Origin of the sequence: Streptomyces sp. NRRL F-5755, assembly GCF_001279365.1 — a bacterium.
GTDB classification, from domain to species: domain Bacteria; phylum Actinomycetota; class Actinomycetes; order Streptomycetales; family Streptomycetaceae; genus Streptomyces; species Streptomyces rimosus.
Map to the genome: position 1 here is coordinate 22,858 of NZ_LGCW01000261.1, position 14,957 is coordinate 37,814.

Below are 14,957 nucleotides of genomic sequence, written 5' to 3' on the forward strand. Positions count from 1 at the left end.
GTCAGAACCTTCGCCAGCTGTGCGTCACCATGCCGTCGGCGTCCATCGTCGCCTCGGCCAAGATGGCGACCCCGTTGAGCTCTGCGAACACCCCGCTCGTGGCCCGTCCCGTCAGCACACCCTCGAACGTCACGGCGCCGCCCGCCGCCACAACGCCCGCGGCGCTGCCGACGAGGGCCAGCTGGTCCTGCCCGGACTCGGATGTCACCACGAAACGAGCTGTGGCCGTCTCCGTTCCGTCGGCGTACCGCTTCGAGACATGCGTCGCCACATCAGTGACAGAATTTCCCAGAACCTGACCGCTGCCCGTTGCCGAATACTCGAGCAGAACGACATCGTTGTCCACGTCGACAACGCGCGTTGCATTGATTCTGTTTCGAATATGCGCGATCTGTTCGCCGGACACGACCCCTCCTCCGCTTGTGGTACCTGCGCTTCACATGTAAAGAGACGCCAACCGGGATGAGGAAGGGCATAAACAGCCACGTGACGAACGGTCTCAATACCTACGATCCTCCCCTTGCGGTTCACGGCATCGCATTCAGCCGTTACAGCGGAGCCTGACTTGCGGCCTTGCGCCCTGACGTACCACCGTTACCCAGGTTCCTGAGGGAGCGGTGGCGCGATAGGGGCGACCGCAAAACGCCAACGAATCCGGCGACTTCCTGGGCCTCTTTCCAGGGCCCGGCATGGGAGCGTCCTCCGGACGCCCTTCGCCACAGCGCTCCGGCCTCCTGCGCAGCATCACGCCCAGCAACCTCGCCTTCGCCCTCCACCCCCTATGCCCCCTGCTGCCCGACCTCACCGACGAGCAGCGGGCCCGGATCGACGCATCCGTAACCGCTCTGAACCTCCAGGTCCCAGAGGACCTCACCGGAGCCAACGGCACCGCCCCCGACAGACCACAACTGCCCGCGGCTCGCCATCACCAACAAAACCGTTCCCGGCCCTTGGGAGCCAAGGAGTTCGCTCTGCTGCCATGCGGCGGATGACGGAGCGGAGCAATTCATGGACGATGCGGGCCCGGCGCAACGCGCGGGATCGGGCGATGTTCTGGCCGACGAGAGGGCGCCAAAGCGTGCGGGGCTGCGCCGGTTCGCACGGTGGCTGTGTCACATCCACGCCGGGATAGCGCATGGTGACGGTCGCGACCGCGGGCGAGTGCCAGAAATGAGCAGTTCTGAGAGGTCGCGAGCCCAGCAGCGCGCGCTGTCCGCCGCCCGGTGCGGCCCGGCCTTGGAACTTTAGGCGGCCTGGCTGATGCAGAAGGGCTGGCCCGAGGGGTCCAGCAGCACTGTCCAGTGCTCCCCGCCCGGCTGGCGGGCGGGCTTGGTGGCCCCCAGTTCCAGGAGCCTGCGTTCCGCCGCGGTGACGTCCGCGAAGGCGAGGTCCAGGTGGAAGGGGAGTTCCTGGGCCGGCCACTCGGGAGCCGTGGATGACTTCGCGGTGTAGAAGACATGCATCATCCCGCCGATGAACACGGGAAACGCGGCCTCGTTGCCGTTTTCGTCCGGGTAGGCGTCCCCGACCCCGCGGTGCCCAGAGCGGCAGCGTAGAACTCCGCGAGCCGCCGGGCGTCCGGCGTCCAGACCGCATACGAGATGACCTTGCCCAACAGCTCGGCACCAGTGATGTCCGGCCGTACCGTTCGGCTGTTCGAGTCGAGTCGGGCGCGGGTGAGTGTCGGTGGTGCGGCACTCCGCCTGCAGTGCCGCGGCGGTCTCGCACGTCCCCCCGGCCCCGACACGGCCGGGCGGCAAGGGCGAACCAGCGCGGAAGAATGCCCAGCCGCCGCCCGGCCGGGACCGATTCTTCACCGGCACGGCCAGGCAGCCAACCGAGGGACGAAATGTCATACTGCGCAGGCGGGCCGACCGGACTCAACGAAGAGCGGATGCTGCGGCCCCGGCTGCCGTACTCATTCCATCACAGGGCACCGGGGCCTGACCCACACACTCCATACCGGTGCAGGCCACCACGGAGCCTAGTGCTGCCGCAGGAGGCGACGGCGCCAGGCGTCCCGCCGACACACCAGCCCGCATCACGGGCTGCAGCCAACTGCTGCCACCTGCTTAAAGACCTACGTCAGCGGAAGAGAAACAGGCTCTCACAGGCACGTGAGGAGGTCGTCGAGCGGGGCCGGTACCTGTCCGGGGTCGAGGGCTTCGGCCAGGAGGCGGCCGTAGCGGATCTTGCGGCCCTTCTTGGTGCCGAGGAAGCGTCGCAACTGCTGCTGCCGGGACCGGCCGAGCTGTGCGGGCTGGTGCACGAAGGTCTGCCAGGCACGCAGGTCGCCCTCGGTCCGTACGATCTCCTCGACCCGTGCCGTGCCCAGCGCGCGGATCAGCTCCTCCTCCAGGTCCCGCACACACACGGAGAAGCCCCGGCGTGGCGCTTGCGCGCGCTCCAGGGCGCGTTCGTAATAGCGCTGCTCGTTCTCGTCGCACAGTCCGGCCAGGCGCAGGCCGAGGCCGGGCGGCCCGAGGATTGTGGTGTAGCGGCCGACGCTCATCGCTCCGCCCATCGGCAGGACGCACACCCCCTCGGCGGTCAGGTCCCGGCCACGCCGTACGGCCAGTGCTTCCACGGCCGCGAGGTCGCTCGGCCCTTCGAGCAGCACCGCCGTCCGCACCCCCAGTCGTGCCGCCAGCTCGCCCGCCGGTCCGCCGGGGCCTCCGGCCGCCCAGTCGCCGACCGCTTCCCGGAATGCCCGCATGTCCGCCATGGAGCGAGTGTGCACCCTTGTCATACGGTCTGCGGCGCGGGTGTACGGGCGCGCAGGCTCGCCCCGTAGCGGCGCAGGAGCAGGACGGCCGTGGTGGCGAGGCCGGTGAGCAGGCCGAGCCAGATGCCGAGGGTGTGCAGCCCTGCGGCGTAGCCCAGGAGCCAGGCGGCGGGCAGGCCCACGGCCCAGTAGCCGACGAGGGTGACGCGGAAGCCGCCCGAGGTGTCGTCGAGGCCGCGCAGGAGGCCGACGCCGATGTTCTGGGCGCAGTCGAAGAACTGCAGGACCATGACGACCAGCAGCAGGCGGGTCGCGATGGAGACGGCTTCGGCGTCGCGGGGCGCGGCGGTGTCGAAGAACGGGCTGAGGACCAGGCCGGGCAGCGTGGCGTAGACGACGGCGACGACGGCCATGACGGCGCCCGCGCAGGCCAGGGCTGTGTTCCTGATGCGCAGGGCGGTGTCGGTGCGGCCGAGGGCGAGTTCGCGGCTGACGTTGATGGACGCGGCGTGCGAGAGGCCGACGGCGACCTGGAAGACGATGTAGACGAGCTGGTTGACGGCGGTGTGCGCGGCCAGCGCCGCGCTCCCGAACGAGCCCGCCATCAGGGCGGTGACGGAGAAGAAGCCCGCCTCGGAGCCGTATGTCGCGGCGATGGGCACGCCGAGCCGGACGAGGCGGCGCACCGTGGCGCGGTCGGTCCGGGCGATGTTCAGGCTGAGCAGCGGTGCCAGTACGGCGTCCCGCTTGGCGGAGGCGTACAGCGCCAGGAAGGAGAGGAGGTACACGAGCGTGGTGGCCACTCCCGCGCCGGGCAGGCCCAGTTCGGGCAGCCCCCATGTGCCGTGAATCAAGGCCCAGTTGAGCGCCGCGTTGACGGCGACGGAGGCGACGGTGATGCGCAGCAGCGCCTGCGGCCGCCGCATGCCCACGGTGAACTGGCGCACGGCCTGGAACCACAGGCACGGCAGCAGGCCCGGTGCGAGGGCGAGCAGCATCGGCTGCGCGCGGCCGGTGATCTCCGCGTCCTGGCCGAGCCAGGTCAGCGCGCGGCCGATCAGGAGCATCAGGACGGCGCCCGCCAGTCCGGCGAGGGTGGCGACGGCCAGTCCGGCGCGGACGGTCCTACGGACCTCCTCGGCGCCCTCGCGCACGTCGGCGCCCGTTCCCTCCGCCCGCGCCGCAGCGGCGGCCGTGCGGTTGCCGACGGAGGTGACGAGTCCGACGCCCATGGTGCGCAGCTGGTTGAAGAGGACGATGGCGAGCCCGCCCGCCGCCAGGTCGGCCGTGCCGAGCAGGCCCATCATGACGGTGTCGGTGGTGGTCAGGGCCACCTGCGCGAGCTGGGTGAGGACGAGGGGGACGGCGAGGGCGGCCAGCGCGCGGCTGTCGCGCAGGAGCGTGGCGGGCCGCATGGCGGGCCTCACCGCCTGCGCAGCTTGGTGAGCGTTTCGTCGGTCTCGCGTTCCAGCTCGCGGTCGACGAGGGCGCGGGCGTGCATCCAGTCGTCGTTGAAGACGGTGTCCAGGTATTTCTCGCCGCCGTCGTTGACCAGCGCGACCATGGTGGAACCCGGTGCCAGGGCGGGGAGGCGGGCCAGCGCCTCGTGGACGACGCCGCCGGCCGAGCCGCCGATGAGGAGGCCGGTGGCGCGGGCGACGGCGCGGGCGGTGGCGAAGGCTTCCACGTCGCCGACCTTCACGCCCGCGTCGATGAGGTCGAAGTCGACCAGCGCGCCGATCTCGGCGCCTTCGGGCGTGCCGGTGCCGGACTGGTAGTAGTCGTGGGCCGGGCCGCCGAAGGCGATGGAGCCCTTGGGCTCGACGCCGACCGTCGTACAGCCGGGTACGAGCGTGCGCAGTGCGCGGGCGGTGCCGCAGAGCCCGCCGCCGGTGCCCACCGCGCCGACCAGGACGTCGAGCTTCCCGTCCAGGGCCTGGTGGAGTTCGTGGGCGACGGGGAAGTAGCCGATGCCGTTGCTGGGGTTGTTGTGCTGTTCGGTGAAGAAGGTGTTGGCCCGGCCGTGGGCCAGTTCGGCGGCCAGTTCCTCGCGCGCGGCGGTGGCCAGGTCCCCGCTCCCGTCGTCGGCCACGTAGACGAGTTCGGTGCCCAGGGCTTGCATGGCACGCAGTTTGTCGGAAGCCGCGTGGTGATCCACCACCGCCGTGAACGCATACCCCCGTTCGGCCGCGATGACCGCCAGCCCCAGCCCGGTGTTGCCGGACGTGGACTCCACGATGCGCCCGCCGGGCCGCAGGTCGCCGCGTGCCTCGGCGTCCAGGATCATCTGCCGGGCCATCCGGATCTTGGCGCTGCCGGTGGGGTTGAACATCTCCAGCTTGAGCAGCAGCCGGCTGCCGGTATCGGTGCGGCCCAGCTCGAACAGCGGGGTGGCGCCGATGAGGTCGGACACGCGGGAGACCACGGCGGGACGCCCGAGGGCCTGGTTCATAGGGGGACTCCTGGGGCAGAGAAGGGCTGGTCACAAAGGTCAGCGGGCGGAGCTTCGGTCGAGGCGCCAGCGCGGCCGGACGGCGCCGACCCGGTCCACGACGACCTTGGGCGGCAGCGGGAGGCCGTGGAACGGGGACTCGTTCGAATCCATCTGGTATCCGGCCGTGTTGGGATAGACCAGCAGGTCACCGACGCGCGGCCGGGCGGGGAACGGGACCTTGCGCCAGGTGAGCAGGTCGGATTCCAGGCAGGTCGCGCCGCCGACGCACGCGGGGTGCACCGCGTCGCCGCGGGCCCGCCCGTCGGGGGTGACCAGGTACGGGTCGGGCAGGTACTCGCTGTTGAACCACTGCTCGGACAGGCTGAGGCTGGTGCCGTCGACGGTCAGGATGCGGTAGCCGTCGCGTTCCTTGACGCCCTGGACGCGGAAGACGGATGCGCCGGCGCCGTCCAGCAGGGCCCGCCCCGGCTCCGTCAGCAGGAGCGTTCCGGTCTCCTTGAGGCGTCCGGCCAGGCTCGTACGGCCGCCGTCGGGCACGGTGTCCAAGATGGCGCGCAGCGCGTCGGCTCCGGCGACGGGCGAGTGGTACGGGTAGAAGCCGTCCACGTCGAACATCCTGTGCGCGTGGTAGTGCTCGGGGCCCTGCGCGGCGAGGAACGCGTGCCAGTGGCCGTCGCTGCTGTAGTCCACGGCGAAGCCGCCGCCGATGCTGATCCGGTCGGCCGGCAGGCCCAGCTCCCGCGCGCGCAGGCACGCGTCGACGAGCTGGGCGGCGAGGTCGGCGCGCGGCCGGATGGCGTATCCGGACAGGTGGAAGCTGAAGCCCTCCATCCGCAAGGCGTCCCCGGCCCGTACGCAGCGGTCCAGCGCGGTGTCCACTTCGGCGGCCGTCATCCCGAAGCGGCTGTGCGGCTGGGCGGGCGGCAGGCGGCGCAGCAGCAGGCGGGCGGGGCGTACGGTGCCGGTGAGGGCGAGCGTGCTGAGCAGGTCGAGTTCGTCCAGGGCGTCGACGGCGACGAGGCAGCCGTGCAGGACGGCCAGCCGCAGCAGGGCGTCGTTCTTGGCCGGGCCGGTGACGACGATGTGCTCGCCGCGTACGCCGTGGCCGAGGGCTTCGCGCAGTTCGGGGACGCTCGCCACGTCTACGCCCGCGCCGTGGGCGGCGCAGCGTTCGGCCCAGACGGCGGCCTTGTTGGCCTTCTTCGCGTAGTACACGCGCCCCGCCACCCCGGCGTCGCCGAGCGCGGCGCGGAAGGCCGCGAGGTTGGCGTCGAAGCGGTGCGGCAGCAGGAAGTGGAAGGGGCCGTCGAAGGCGTAGGACAGTTCGTGCAGCAGCCCGCTGTCCATGATCCGGTCGGTGCCGGTGTCGGTGTGGGCGGGCAGCGTCGGCAGGTCCGCGGGGCGCGGTCCGGTCAGGCCCACAGCGCCACCCGCGTTCCCAGCCCCTGGTCGAGGGCGAGCCGGGCGAAGCGGTGGCCGAGCGCGATGTCGGTGACGACCAGGCCGCTGTTGTACGCGAAGACCCGCTCTCCGGCGGCGCCGCGCCCGGTGGCCGTACCGGCGAGGACGGCCGGGAACTCGGCGTCCACGGCGGGCAGCCGCCCGCCCTGGTCGGCCATGTCGGTGCCGGTGATCCGCATCTGCGCCTCGCTGGTGGCCACGACGCGGTCGGCGCGGTGCAGGGTGGAGGGCGCCAGGCCGTGGCCCACGAGGACGGACAGCGCGCCGGTCTTGAGCCAGTCGGCCTCGACGGCCGCCGGGGTGTGGCCGCCGGCCGTTGCCACGAGGACATCGGCGTCGCCCGCCGCGGCCCGCAGGTCGGTGACGATCTCCACGTCCCGGCCGGGGGCGTGGGCGCGCAGCTCCTTCCGTACCGCCGCGATGCCCTCGGGGTGGGTTCCCGACAGCATCAGCCGTTCCAGGTCCGGCAGGGTCGTGAGCAGGAACGGGAAGGCCAGGCGGCCCTGGGTGCCGGTGCCGATGACCAGGGCGCTGCGGGCCCCGGGCGGCGCGCATTCACGGGCCAGCAGGGCGGAGACGGCCGGGGTGCGCAGCGCGCCGACGCGGCCGCAGTCCATCATCGCGACCGGCAGGCCGGTGGTGTCGTCGTAGAGCGTCAGCGTCGTGTAGTAGTGCTGCTCGTCGCGGCCCCGGTCCAGGCCGTGTTTGTACGAGGTCTTCACGGCGACCACGTCACGGGAGCCGTCCCGGCCGAGCATCGCGTACGCGACGGAGTGCCCGTCGGCGGGTGTGACGGTGAGTTTGCGCGGGTTGTCCGAGCGGCCCGACGCCAGGGTGCGGTAGGCGTCTTCGACGGTGTCCACGACATCGGCGAAGTCGATGCGCAGGCCGGCCAGGTCGCCTGCGGACAGGAGGGTCAGGGTCCGGTCGTCGGCGGGTATGGAGCGGGTGCCGTCGGCCTCGGTGCGGTCGGTCATGTCCGTCCTCGGGGAGATGCGAGCGGTCATCCGGCGTACGCCTCGATGGCGGCCTGACCGTAACCGTGCTCGGATGCCTCGGCCAGGGGGCGTGTACGGCGCGCGGGGACACGGACGGAGGCACGCTTGAGCCAGCGGTCGGTGCCGTCGTAGCGCGCTTGGAAGGGCACCCGGCCGTGCACGACCAGGTCGTTGTCGATGACGAGCACGTCGCCGGGTACGAGGCGCACCGCCACGGAGACGCGGGCCAGTTCGGCTTCCAGGCGCCGGTAGGCGGCGCGGTGGGCGGGTGTGGCGTCGGCCAGCGGCGTGTACGCGGGGTCGAAGCGCAGCGTCAGGCCGTCCTCGGCGCGGAAGAGGGTGGGAACCGCGGGCGGCGGGCCGCCGACGAAGTGCTGGGCCTCGGCGTACGCGTCGTCGGGCAGGATCGGCAGCAGCGGCCGGTCCAGCAGTGCGATGTCGGCCGCGTCGAGCCGTACGCGTCGCACACCGGCCGCGGTGGTGGCGACGCGGTCGGGGTTGCGCATGCAGCTGAGCAGGAGCAGGTGGGCGCGGCCGGGGTGGAAGGCGTCCTCGGTGTGCGGGCTGAGGAGCACCGCGCTGCTGGCGCCGGTCTGTTCGCCCTCGTGGCCGGCGGCCGGGAGGATGTTGTGTACGAAGCGGCCGTCCTGCTGCCCTTCCCAGGCGATGGGGTTGCCCATGGCGGTGGCGAGCAGCAGCAGGATCACGTCGTGTACGGCGCCGCTGTCGACGGCGGCGGCCCAGCCCGTGGGCGTGGGGCCCAGCTCGGCGTCGTCCACGTCCAGGCCGCGCAGGACGAAGAGCCCGTCGTCGGTGTCGGCCGGGCGCAGCTTCCGCCGGACCGGAGCGGGCAGTGCGGCGGCGGATTCCGCTACGCGGGCGAGGAGTCGGGGAGCTGCGGAGGTGTCGCGACCGGTTCCGGCGAGGATCTTCTCGGCGGTGCGGCGCAGGTGTGCGGCGTCGGCGGGGGTGAGCTGGCGGACGGGTGCGGCTCCCGTGGTCATGTCGAGGCAGTCCGTTTCCGTTGAAGTCGGGGAATCGGGTCCCGTACGACGCCGCGCGGGCAGCGCGCGGCGCGCTCGACGGTCCGGGTGCGGCGCGTCATCGCTGCCGCTCCGTACCCGGAGTCCAGCGGACAGTAATGACGCTACTCACCACAGTTAGGTTAGGCAAACCTCACTTTACTTTGCCCGCGCCTGCCCGGCTTCGGTCAACTCCCTCCCGTTAAAGCCCAGTTGACACCGGCGCACGGATGCACTCAGCGGGGAGCACTCTTGCGGCGACCGCCTTCGTGAGGGTAGGCAAACCTAAGTGCACCATCGACCGGAGCGAGGCAGCGTGGACTTCACCAGGCGGCAACTTCTGTACGCAGGCGGCGGCTTGGGCACGGCGGCGTTGCTCGCGGCGTGTGGCGCCGGCGACGGCACGGCTCCCGCCGGCGGCTCACCACGACAGGGCGGCACCCTGCGCATCGGCGCGCTCGGCCGTACGTCGGCGATCACCCGCGACCCGCACGGCACCCAGGGCAACGAGAGCGACTACCTCGTCATCGCCCTCGTGTACGACACACTGACCGCGCCCGGCGGCAAGGACAACAACACCGTCGCCCGCCTCGCCTCCGCCTTCACGCCCTCGAAGGACCTCAAGACCTGGCGCTTCACCCTCGCCGAGGGCGCCGCCTTCCACGACGGGACGCCGGTCACCGCGGACGACGTGGTCTGGTCGCTGCGCCGCCTGCGCGCCACCCCCTCCGGAGCCGCCCGGCTGCCCGGTATCACGGCCGGTCACATCACCGCCGACGGCAAGCGCACCGTCGTCCTCGTCTCCGACTATGCCAACGCCGAACTTCCCCTGCTCACGCGGCTGACCACGTTCGTGCTCAAGAAGGACACCCCGGACAAGGAGATACCCGGGGCCCCCGGGACCGGGCCCTTCACGCTGGACTGGTACCGCGGCGGCAACGCCCGGCTGCTGCGCAACGCGCGCTGGCACGGCGGCGCGGTCCACCTCGACGCCATCGAGGTCACCATGTTCCAGAGCCCGCAGGCGATGACGAACGCGATGCTGTCCGGCCAGATCGACGTGGCGTCCAACGCGGGCGCGGTCGCCGCCCGTACCGCCAGGGCCCGCCGGGACATCCAGATCGTCCGCCGCCCCGACGACATGGCCCTGCCCGTCGTGATGCGCACCGCCGACGGCCCGTTCGCCGACGCCAGGGTGCGGGAGGCGATGAAGCTGCTGGTGGACCGTGAGGCGATGGTCCGGCAGGTGCTGTCCGGGTACGGGTCCGTCGCCAACGACATCCTCGGTACGGGCGATCCCGCCTACGCCAGGGACCTCCCCCGACGGGGACGCGACCTGGCCAAGGCCAAACGGCTGCTGACCGACGCCGGATTCGACTTCTCCCGTACGTACCAGCTGGTCACCACGGAGGACGTCGCCGGGCTCGCCGAGTCCGCCACCCTCTTCGCCTCCCAGGCCCGGGAGGCCGGCGTCAAGATCGAGGTCGTCAAGCAGGAGTCCGGCGCCTTCTACCAGAAGACCTGGCTCAAGGGCGACTTCTACACCAACTACTGGGGCACCAACGACTCCGTCGTCTTCTTCGCCTCGAAGACCCTGACCACCGGGGCCGGGCAGAACGAGGCCGACTGGTCGGACCGGGAATTCGACGCCGCGTACCGCAAGGTGCTGGCCACCGCCGACCGCACGGCCCGCACCGCGGCCCTGCGCGACCTCCAGCGCATCGAGCACGACCGGTCCGGCTACCTGCTGTGGGGCATGGCCGACGGCATCGACCTGGCCGCGCCGAAGGTCCGCGGTCTGCCGAAGCTGCCCGGTTACGGACGCGTACAGCTCGAAAACGTCTGGCTCGCCCCGTGACGGACGCCTTTGAGGAGACCACCCGGTCCGTACCGGAACCGGCCGTGCGGCGCGCCGGAACCCTGGCCGCACGGCTCGCGGCCGTGCTCGCCAAGCGCGTCGTGATGCTGGTGGTACTGCTCGCCGTCGTGTTCACCGCGATCGAGCTGCTGCCGGGCGACGCGGCCACCGCCACGTCGGAGCGCGGGGAGGGCGCCGCAGGAGTCGCCGCGCGCCGCCACCTGCTCGGCCTGGACCGGCCGGTATGGGAACGCTTCCGGGACTGGATCACCGCACTGCCCACCGGCGACCTCAGCACCTCGGCGCGCGGCGAACGCGTCGCCGACCTGCTCGCCGCGCCGCTGCCCAACACCGTACTGCTGGGCTCCACCGCGTTCGTCCTGACCGTCCTCGCCGCGCTCGCCCTGGGCACCTGGGCCGCCGCCCGGCCGAAAGGCGTCGTGGACCGGATCGTGGACCTGACCTCGACCGCCGCCTTCGCGCTGCCCGAATTCGTGGTCGCCGTCGGCCTGTTGCTGGTGCTGTCACTGTGGACGGGCTGGCTGCCCGCCGCCACCGTCACCGGCCCCGACGGCACGCCCGCCGGCTGGCGCATGCTGGTGATGCCGGTCCTGGCCCTGACCGTTCCGCAGACCGGATGGAACACCCGCATCGTCCGCGGCGCCCTGGCCGACCAGGCCACGGCCCCACATGTGGAGGCAGCCCGCCTGGACGGACTGCCCACCCGACAGGTGCTGCTCCGGCACGCGCTACCGGGCGCCTGGCCTGCCATCGCCACCGGCGTGGCCACCTCAACCGGCATGCTGCTCGGCGGCACCGTCGTCGTCGAAACCCTCTTCAACTACCCGGGAATCGGCACGGTACTGGCCGGCGCCGTCGCCGACCGCGACACCCCCGTCATCGCAGCCGTCGTCGCCTGCTCGGCCGCCCTGATCACCGGCGTCCTACTGCTGGCCGACCTGATACGCGCCCGCACTTTGGGAGCACGCACATGAGCACCACCGCAACGGCCATCAGACCGCGCACCCGCAGCCCGCATGCCCCCGCGCCCGCCCTCGTCCTGGTCGTGGGGGGCGCTGACCGGTTCGATTCAACTACCCGGGGATCGGCACGGTGCTGGCCGGCGCCGTCGCCGACCGCGACACCTCCGTCGTCACCTGCTCGACCACCCTGGTCACCGCGCCCGCGCTCTGGAACTACGCACATGACCCCGGGGGCCCGCGCATGAGCACCACCGCAACGACCCCCCGACCGCACACCCGCCGCCCGCGCCCGCGCACCTTCGCGCCCGCCGTGCCCGCCCTCCTCCTGGTCCTCGTGGCGCTCACCGGTCCGCTGCTCGCCGCGCATCCGGTGGACCGGCCGGTCACCGCCCCGTACGGGGAAGCGGGGACGGGTGGTGCGCCGCTGGGCGGGGATCAGCTCGGTCGGGACGTACTCAGTCGGCTGCTGTGCGGCGGGAGTGCGCTGATCGGGAGTGCGCTCGTGGTGGCCGCCGTGGTGACCTTCCTGGCGACCCTGCTCGGCTGCTTCGCCGCGCTCAGCCCGCGACTGGGGCGGCTGGTCGAGCGCGTGGCGGACACCGCGATCCTGTTGCCGTCGGTGCTGGGCATCATGCTTCTCGCGCTGGCCTGGCCCGGCGGTGGGCGGCTCGCGGTCAGTGTGGCCGCCGTCGTGCTGGGGACCCCGTACGCCGTACGGATCGTCGCCGGTGCGGCGGCCCCGCTCGCCGCCACCGGATTCGTCGAGGCGGCCACCGCGAGCGGTGAACGCCTGGTGCACCTGGCGCTGCGCGAGATCCTGCCCAACCTGCGCGCCACCGTGCTCGCGCTGTTCGGCCTGCGCTTCGTGGACGCGGTGTACGTCATCGCCATGGCCGGGTTCCTCCAGCTCGGCCCCCGGCCCCCGGAGGCCGACTGGGCGCTGATGATCCGGGAGAACGGCCCCGGCATCCTCCTCAACCCCTGGGCGGTCCTCGCGCCCGGCCTGGCCATCGGCCTGCTCGCGGTCGGCGTCAACCTCGCCGCCAACGCCCTGGCACCCGCCACCGCCCGCCGGGCCGCCCTGCGATGACCCGCCGTCCCGCACCGCCTCTGGAGGACAGCGATTTGGCCCCGACCGACGCCCCGCCGCCCGTGACGGTCACCGACCTCGAAATCGGCCTCGGCACCGGGCCCATACTGCTGCGCCGCACCGGCCTGAGCCTGCGGCGCGGCCGGATCACCGCCCTCACCGGGCCGTCCGGCTCCGGCAAGACGACGCTTCTGCACGCCGTCATCGGCGACCTCCCGTACGGCGCGCGCGTCACCTCCGGCAGCGTCGAGGTGCTGGGCCAGGACGTGTTCGCGCTCGCACCCGCCGTGCTGCGCACCCTGCGCCGCCGCCACGTCGCCTACGTCGGCCAGGACCCGGGCTCCGCCCTCGACCCCCGGATGACGGCCCGGCGCCTGATCGCCGAACTGGCCGCCGACCGTTCGCCGGAGGCGGTCGAACGGCTCATGGCCGACTGCCACTTGCCCGCTTCCCTCGCCCACCACCGGCCCGGCGCCCTGTCCGGCGGTCAGCAGCGCCGCCTCGCGCTGGCCCGCGCGCTGGCCCGGCGTCCGGAGGTACTGCTGCTGGACGAGCCCACCGCGGGCCTGGACGCCGCCCTGCGCGACGAGATCACCGCCCTCCTGCGGCGGCTCGCCACCGAGCACGGCCTCGCCGTGGTGATGGCGAGCCATGATCCGTACGTGGTGGAGAGGTGCGCCGATGCGGTGGTCACCCTCACCACCGGGGGCACGCCTCACGCACCGTACGTACCTGGCGCTCCGCACTCACTTGGCGCCCCGCACGTACCTGATGCGCTGCACTCACCTGGCGCTCCGCACGTACTTGGCACACCGTCCGACACGGCGTCCGCTCCCCGGAGCCGTCCTCCCGAGGAACCCGTCACGCTCCCCGGAGGTCTGCGCGCCGAGAACCTGCACGTCGCCTTCACCCACCGTGGCCACACCCACCATGCCCTGGCGGGCGCCGACTTCCACGCCCCCATCGGCTCCGCCACCGGCATCACCGGCCCCTCCGGCTGCGGCAAGACCACCTTTCTACGGACCCTCGCCGGCCTCCAGGTCCCGCAGTCCGGCGCCCTCACCTGGGACGGCCGGCCCCTGCCCGCGCCCGTACGCAAACGCAGCCGCGACATGCAGCGGCGCATCCAGTTCGTCCCGCAGAACCCGCTCGGCGCCCTCAATCCGGCCCGCACGATCGGCGCCACCCTCGCCCGCCCGCTCCGGCTCCACCGCATCGTCGGCGCACGGGAGATGCCCGCCCGGGTCGGCGCCCTCCTCGAAGCCGTCGGCCTGCCCGGCGACTTCGTCCGCCGCTATCCCCACGAACTCTCCGGCGGACAGCGCCAGCGCGCCTCCATCGCCCGCGCCCTGGCCACCGAACCGGACCTCCTCCTGTGCGACGAGGTCACCTCCGCACTCGACCCGGCCACCGCCGCCGCGGTCCTGGACCTCCTCGCCCACCTGCGCGCGACGCGGCGGCTGACCCTCGTCCTCGTCAGCCACGAAGTCGACCTGATCGCCGCGTACACGGACACCGTGCATCTGCTGCGGGACGGGCGCGTCGTCCGGCCCGCGGCGCCGCGTGAAGGCGCCGCGTCGGCCTAGGGCGTGTCTTTTGGATCAGCCTGGAGCAGCCCGCGGCGTCTGGTGCGGTGCATCGCAAGGCGGAGCATTGCCCTCGGACTGGGTGTCCGTGGGTGCCCAGGATGATCCGAAAGACACGCCCTAGCGCCGTCGCGGAATCCACGCCCGTGTCCGGATCTGCTGGTGCCCGAGGGCTGTTCGGCCGGGCCGCAGGGCTGATCGGCCCCTGCCCGGACACCCGTACGCGGCGGACGCTGATGGCATGGGAACCGCCGGTGCCCGACGGCCCGCCCCCGAGGGCCGCGGGCGCCGGCGCCGCGGAGGAAGCGGAGGTGGAGCGGTGAGGACGATGACCGGGCGGCTCGGTGCGCTGCCGGCGGAACACCGCGAGCGGCTGATGGCACGGGCGCGGGAGGTCTCCTTCCCGGCCGGCGTGCGCATCTTCGAGGAGAACCGTAGGGCCGACCGCTTCTGGATCGTCCGGACCGGAGCGGTCCAGCTCGACATCCGGGTGCCGGGCCGCCGCGCCGCGGTGGTCGAGACGCTGCACCCGGGCGACCCGCTGGGCTGGTCCTGGCTCTTCCCGCCGTACAGCTGGCAGCTGGGCGCGGAGACGCTGAGCCCGGTACGGGCCTGGGAGTTCGATGCGCAGGAGGTCCGGGCGCTGTGCCAGGAGGACCCGGTGCTCGGCCACGCGCTCGTGCTCATGTACGCCGAGGTGATCGGCGACCGGCTGCGGTGCGCGCGTACCCGGCTGCTGGACCTGTACGGACCGTACGGCAGCGGAGTGCGCTGACGAC

13 protein-coding genes are annotated in these 14,957 nt (G+C 72.5%); 5 read left to right on the forward strand and 8 right to left on the reverse strand.

Features of this window, described 5'->3' with window-relative positions:
• Position 1: 1 nt before the first annotated feature.
• The 8 genes from ADK86_RS21595 to ADK86_RS21630 all read right to left on the reverse strand — a co-directional run bounded on the left by ADK86_RS21595 (position 2) and on the right by ADK86_RS21630 (position 8,643).
• Positions 2-406 carry a hypothetical protein gene (locus ADK86_RS21595; protein ID WP_053698061.1) on the reverse strand — a complete coding sequence of 135 codons (405 nt, stop codon included), beginning with the start codon at positions 404-406 and terminating at the stop codon, positions 2-4.
• An 838-nt stretch (positions 407-1,244) separates the two neighbouring features.
• Positions 1,245-1,481 carry a VOC family protein gene (locus tag ADK86_RS45690; protein WP_420718871.1) on the reverse strand — a complete coding sequence of 79 codons (237 nt, stop codon included), beginning with the start codon at positions 1,479-1,481 and terminating at the stop codon, positions 1,245-1,247.
• A 626-nt stretch (positions 1,482-2,107) separates the two neighbouring features.
• Positions 2,108-2,725: a TOPRIM nucleotidyl transferase/hydrolase domain-containing protein gene (locus ADK86_RS21605; RefSeq protein WP_053698062.1), complete on the reverse strand. Its 618-nt coding sequence runs from the start codon at positions 2,723-2,725 to the stop codon at positions 2,108-2,110.
• A 20-nt stretch (positions 2,726-2,745) separates the two neighbouring features.
• Positions 2,746-4,140, reverse strand: coding sequence for an MATE family efflux transporter (locus ADK86_RS21610; RefSeq protein WP_053698063.1), 1,395 nt, complete (start codon positions 4,138-4,140; stop codon positions 2,746-2,748).
• Positions 4,141-4,148: 8 nt separating this feature from the next.
• Positions 4,149-5,177 carry a cysteine synthase family protein gene (locus tag ADK86_RS21615; RefSeq protein WP_053698064.1) on the reverse strand — a complete coding sequence of 343 codons (1,029 nt, stop codon included), beginning with the start codon at positions 5,175-5,177 and terminating at the stop codon, positions 4,149-4,151.
• Between the two features lie 39 nt (positions 5,178-5,216).
• Positions 5,217-6,602 carry a Y4yA family PLP-dependent enzyme gene (locus ADK86_RS21620; RefSeq protein ID WP_234345960.1) on the reverse strand — a complete coding sequence of 462 codons (1,386 nt, stop codon included), beginning with the start codon at positions 6,600-6,602 and terminating at the stop codon, positions 5,217-5,219.
• Complete coding sequence (locus ADK86_RS21625) at positions 6,593-7,618, reverse strand: ornithine cyclodeaminase (protein ID WP_078952169.1); 1,026 nt, start codon at positions 7,616-7,618, stop codon at positions 6,593-6,595. Before ADK86_RS21625 ends, ADK86_RS21620 begins: the two co-directional genes overlap by 10 nt.
• 26 nt (positions 7,619-7,644) lie before the next feature.
• Positions 7,645-8,643 (reverse strand): TauD/TfdA family dioxygenase, encoded by a 999-nt coding sequence (locus ADK86_RS21630; protein ID WP_053698065.1) that lies wholly within the window; start codon positions 8,641-8,643, stop codon positions 7,645-7,647.
• Between the two features lie 334 nt (positions 8,644-8,977).
• Between ADK86_RS21630 and ADK86_RS21635 the strand changes: the two genes are divergently transcribed.
• The 5 genes from ADK86_RS21635 (at position 8,978) to ADK86_RS21655 (ending at position 14,953) form a co-directional block, all read left to right on the forward strand.
• Positions 8,978-10,519 carry an ABC transporter substrate-binding protein gene (locus ADK86_RS21635; RefSeq protein ID WP_053698066.1) on the forward strand — a complete coding sequence of 514 codons (1,542 nt, stop codon included), beginning with the start codon at positions 8,978-8,980 and terminating at the stop codon, positions 10,517-10,519.
• A gap of 104 nt (positions 10,520-10,623) precedes the next feature.
• A complete protein-coding gene (locus tag ADK86_RS21640; protein WP_107088529.1) occupies positions 10,624-11,514 on the forward strand; it encodes an ABC transporter permease in 891 nt (296 codons plus the stop codon).
• A gap of 118 nt (positions 11,515-11,632) precedes the next feature.
• The gene (locus tag ADK86_RS21645; protein WP_234345962.1) at positions 11,633-12,592 is read left to right on the forward strand and encodes an ABC transporter permease; all 960 of its coding nucleotides are present in this window, start codon (positions 11,633-11,635) and stop codon (positions 12,590-12,592) included.
• A 35-nt stretch (positions 12,593-12,627) separates the two neighbouring features.
• Positions 12,628-14,178 (forward strand): ABC transporter ATP-binding protein, encoded by a 1,551-nt coding sequence (locus ADK86_RS21650; protein ID WP_234345963.1) that lies wholly within the window; start codon positions 12,628-12,630, stop codon positions 14,176-14,178.
• Positions 14,179-14,506: 328 nt separating this feature from the next.
• Positions 14,507-14,953 carry a cyclic nucleotide-binding domain-containing protein gene (locus ADK86_RS21655; RefSeq protein WP_053698067.1) on the forward strand — a complete coding sequence of 149 codons (447 nt, stop codon included), beginning with the start codon at positions 14,507-14,509 and terminating at the stop codon, positions 14,951-14,953.
• The last annotated feature ends 4 nt before the right edge of the window (positions 14,954-14,957 follow it).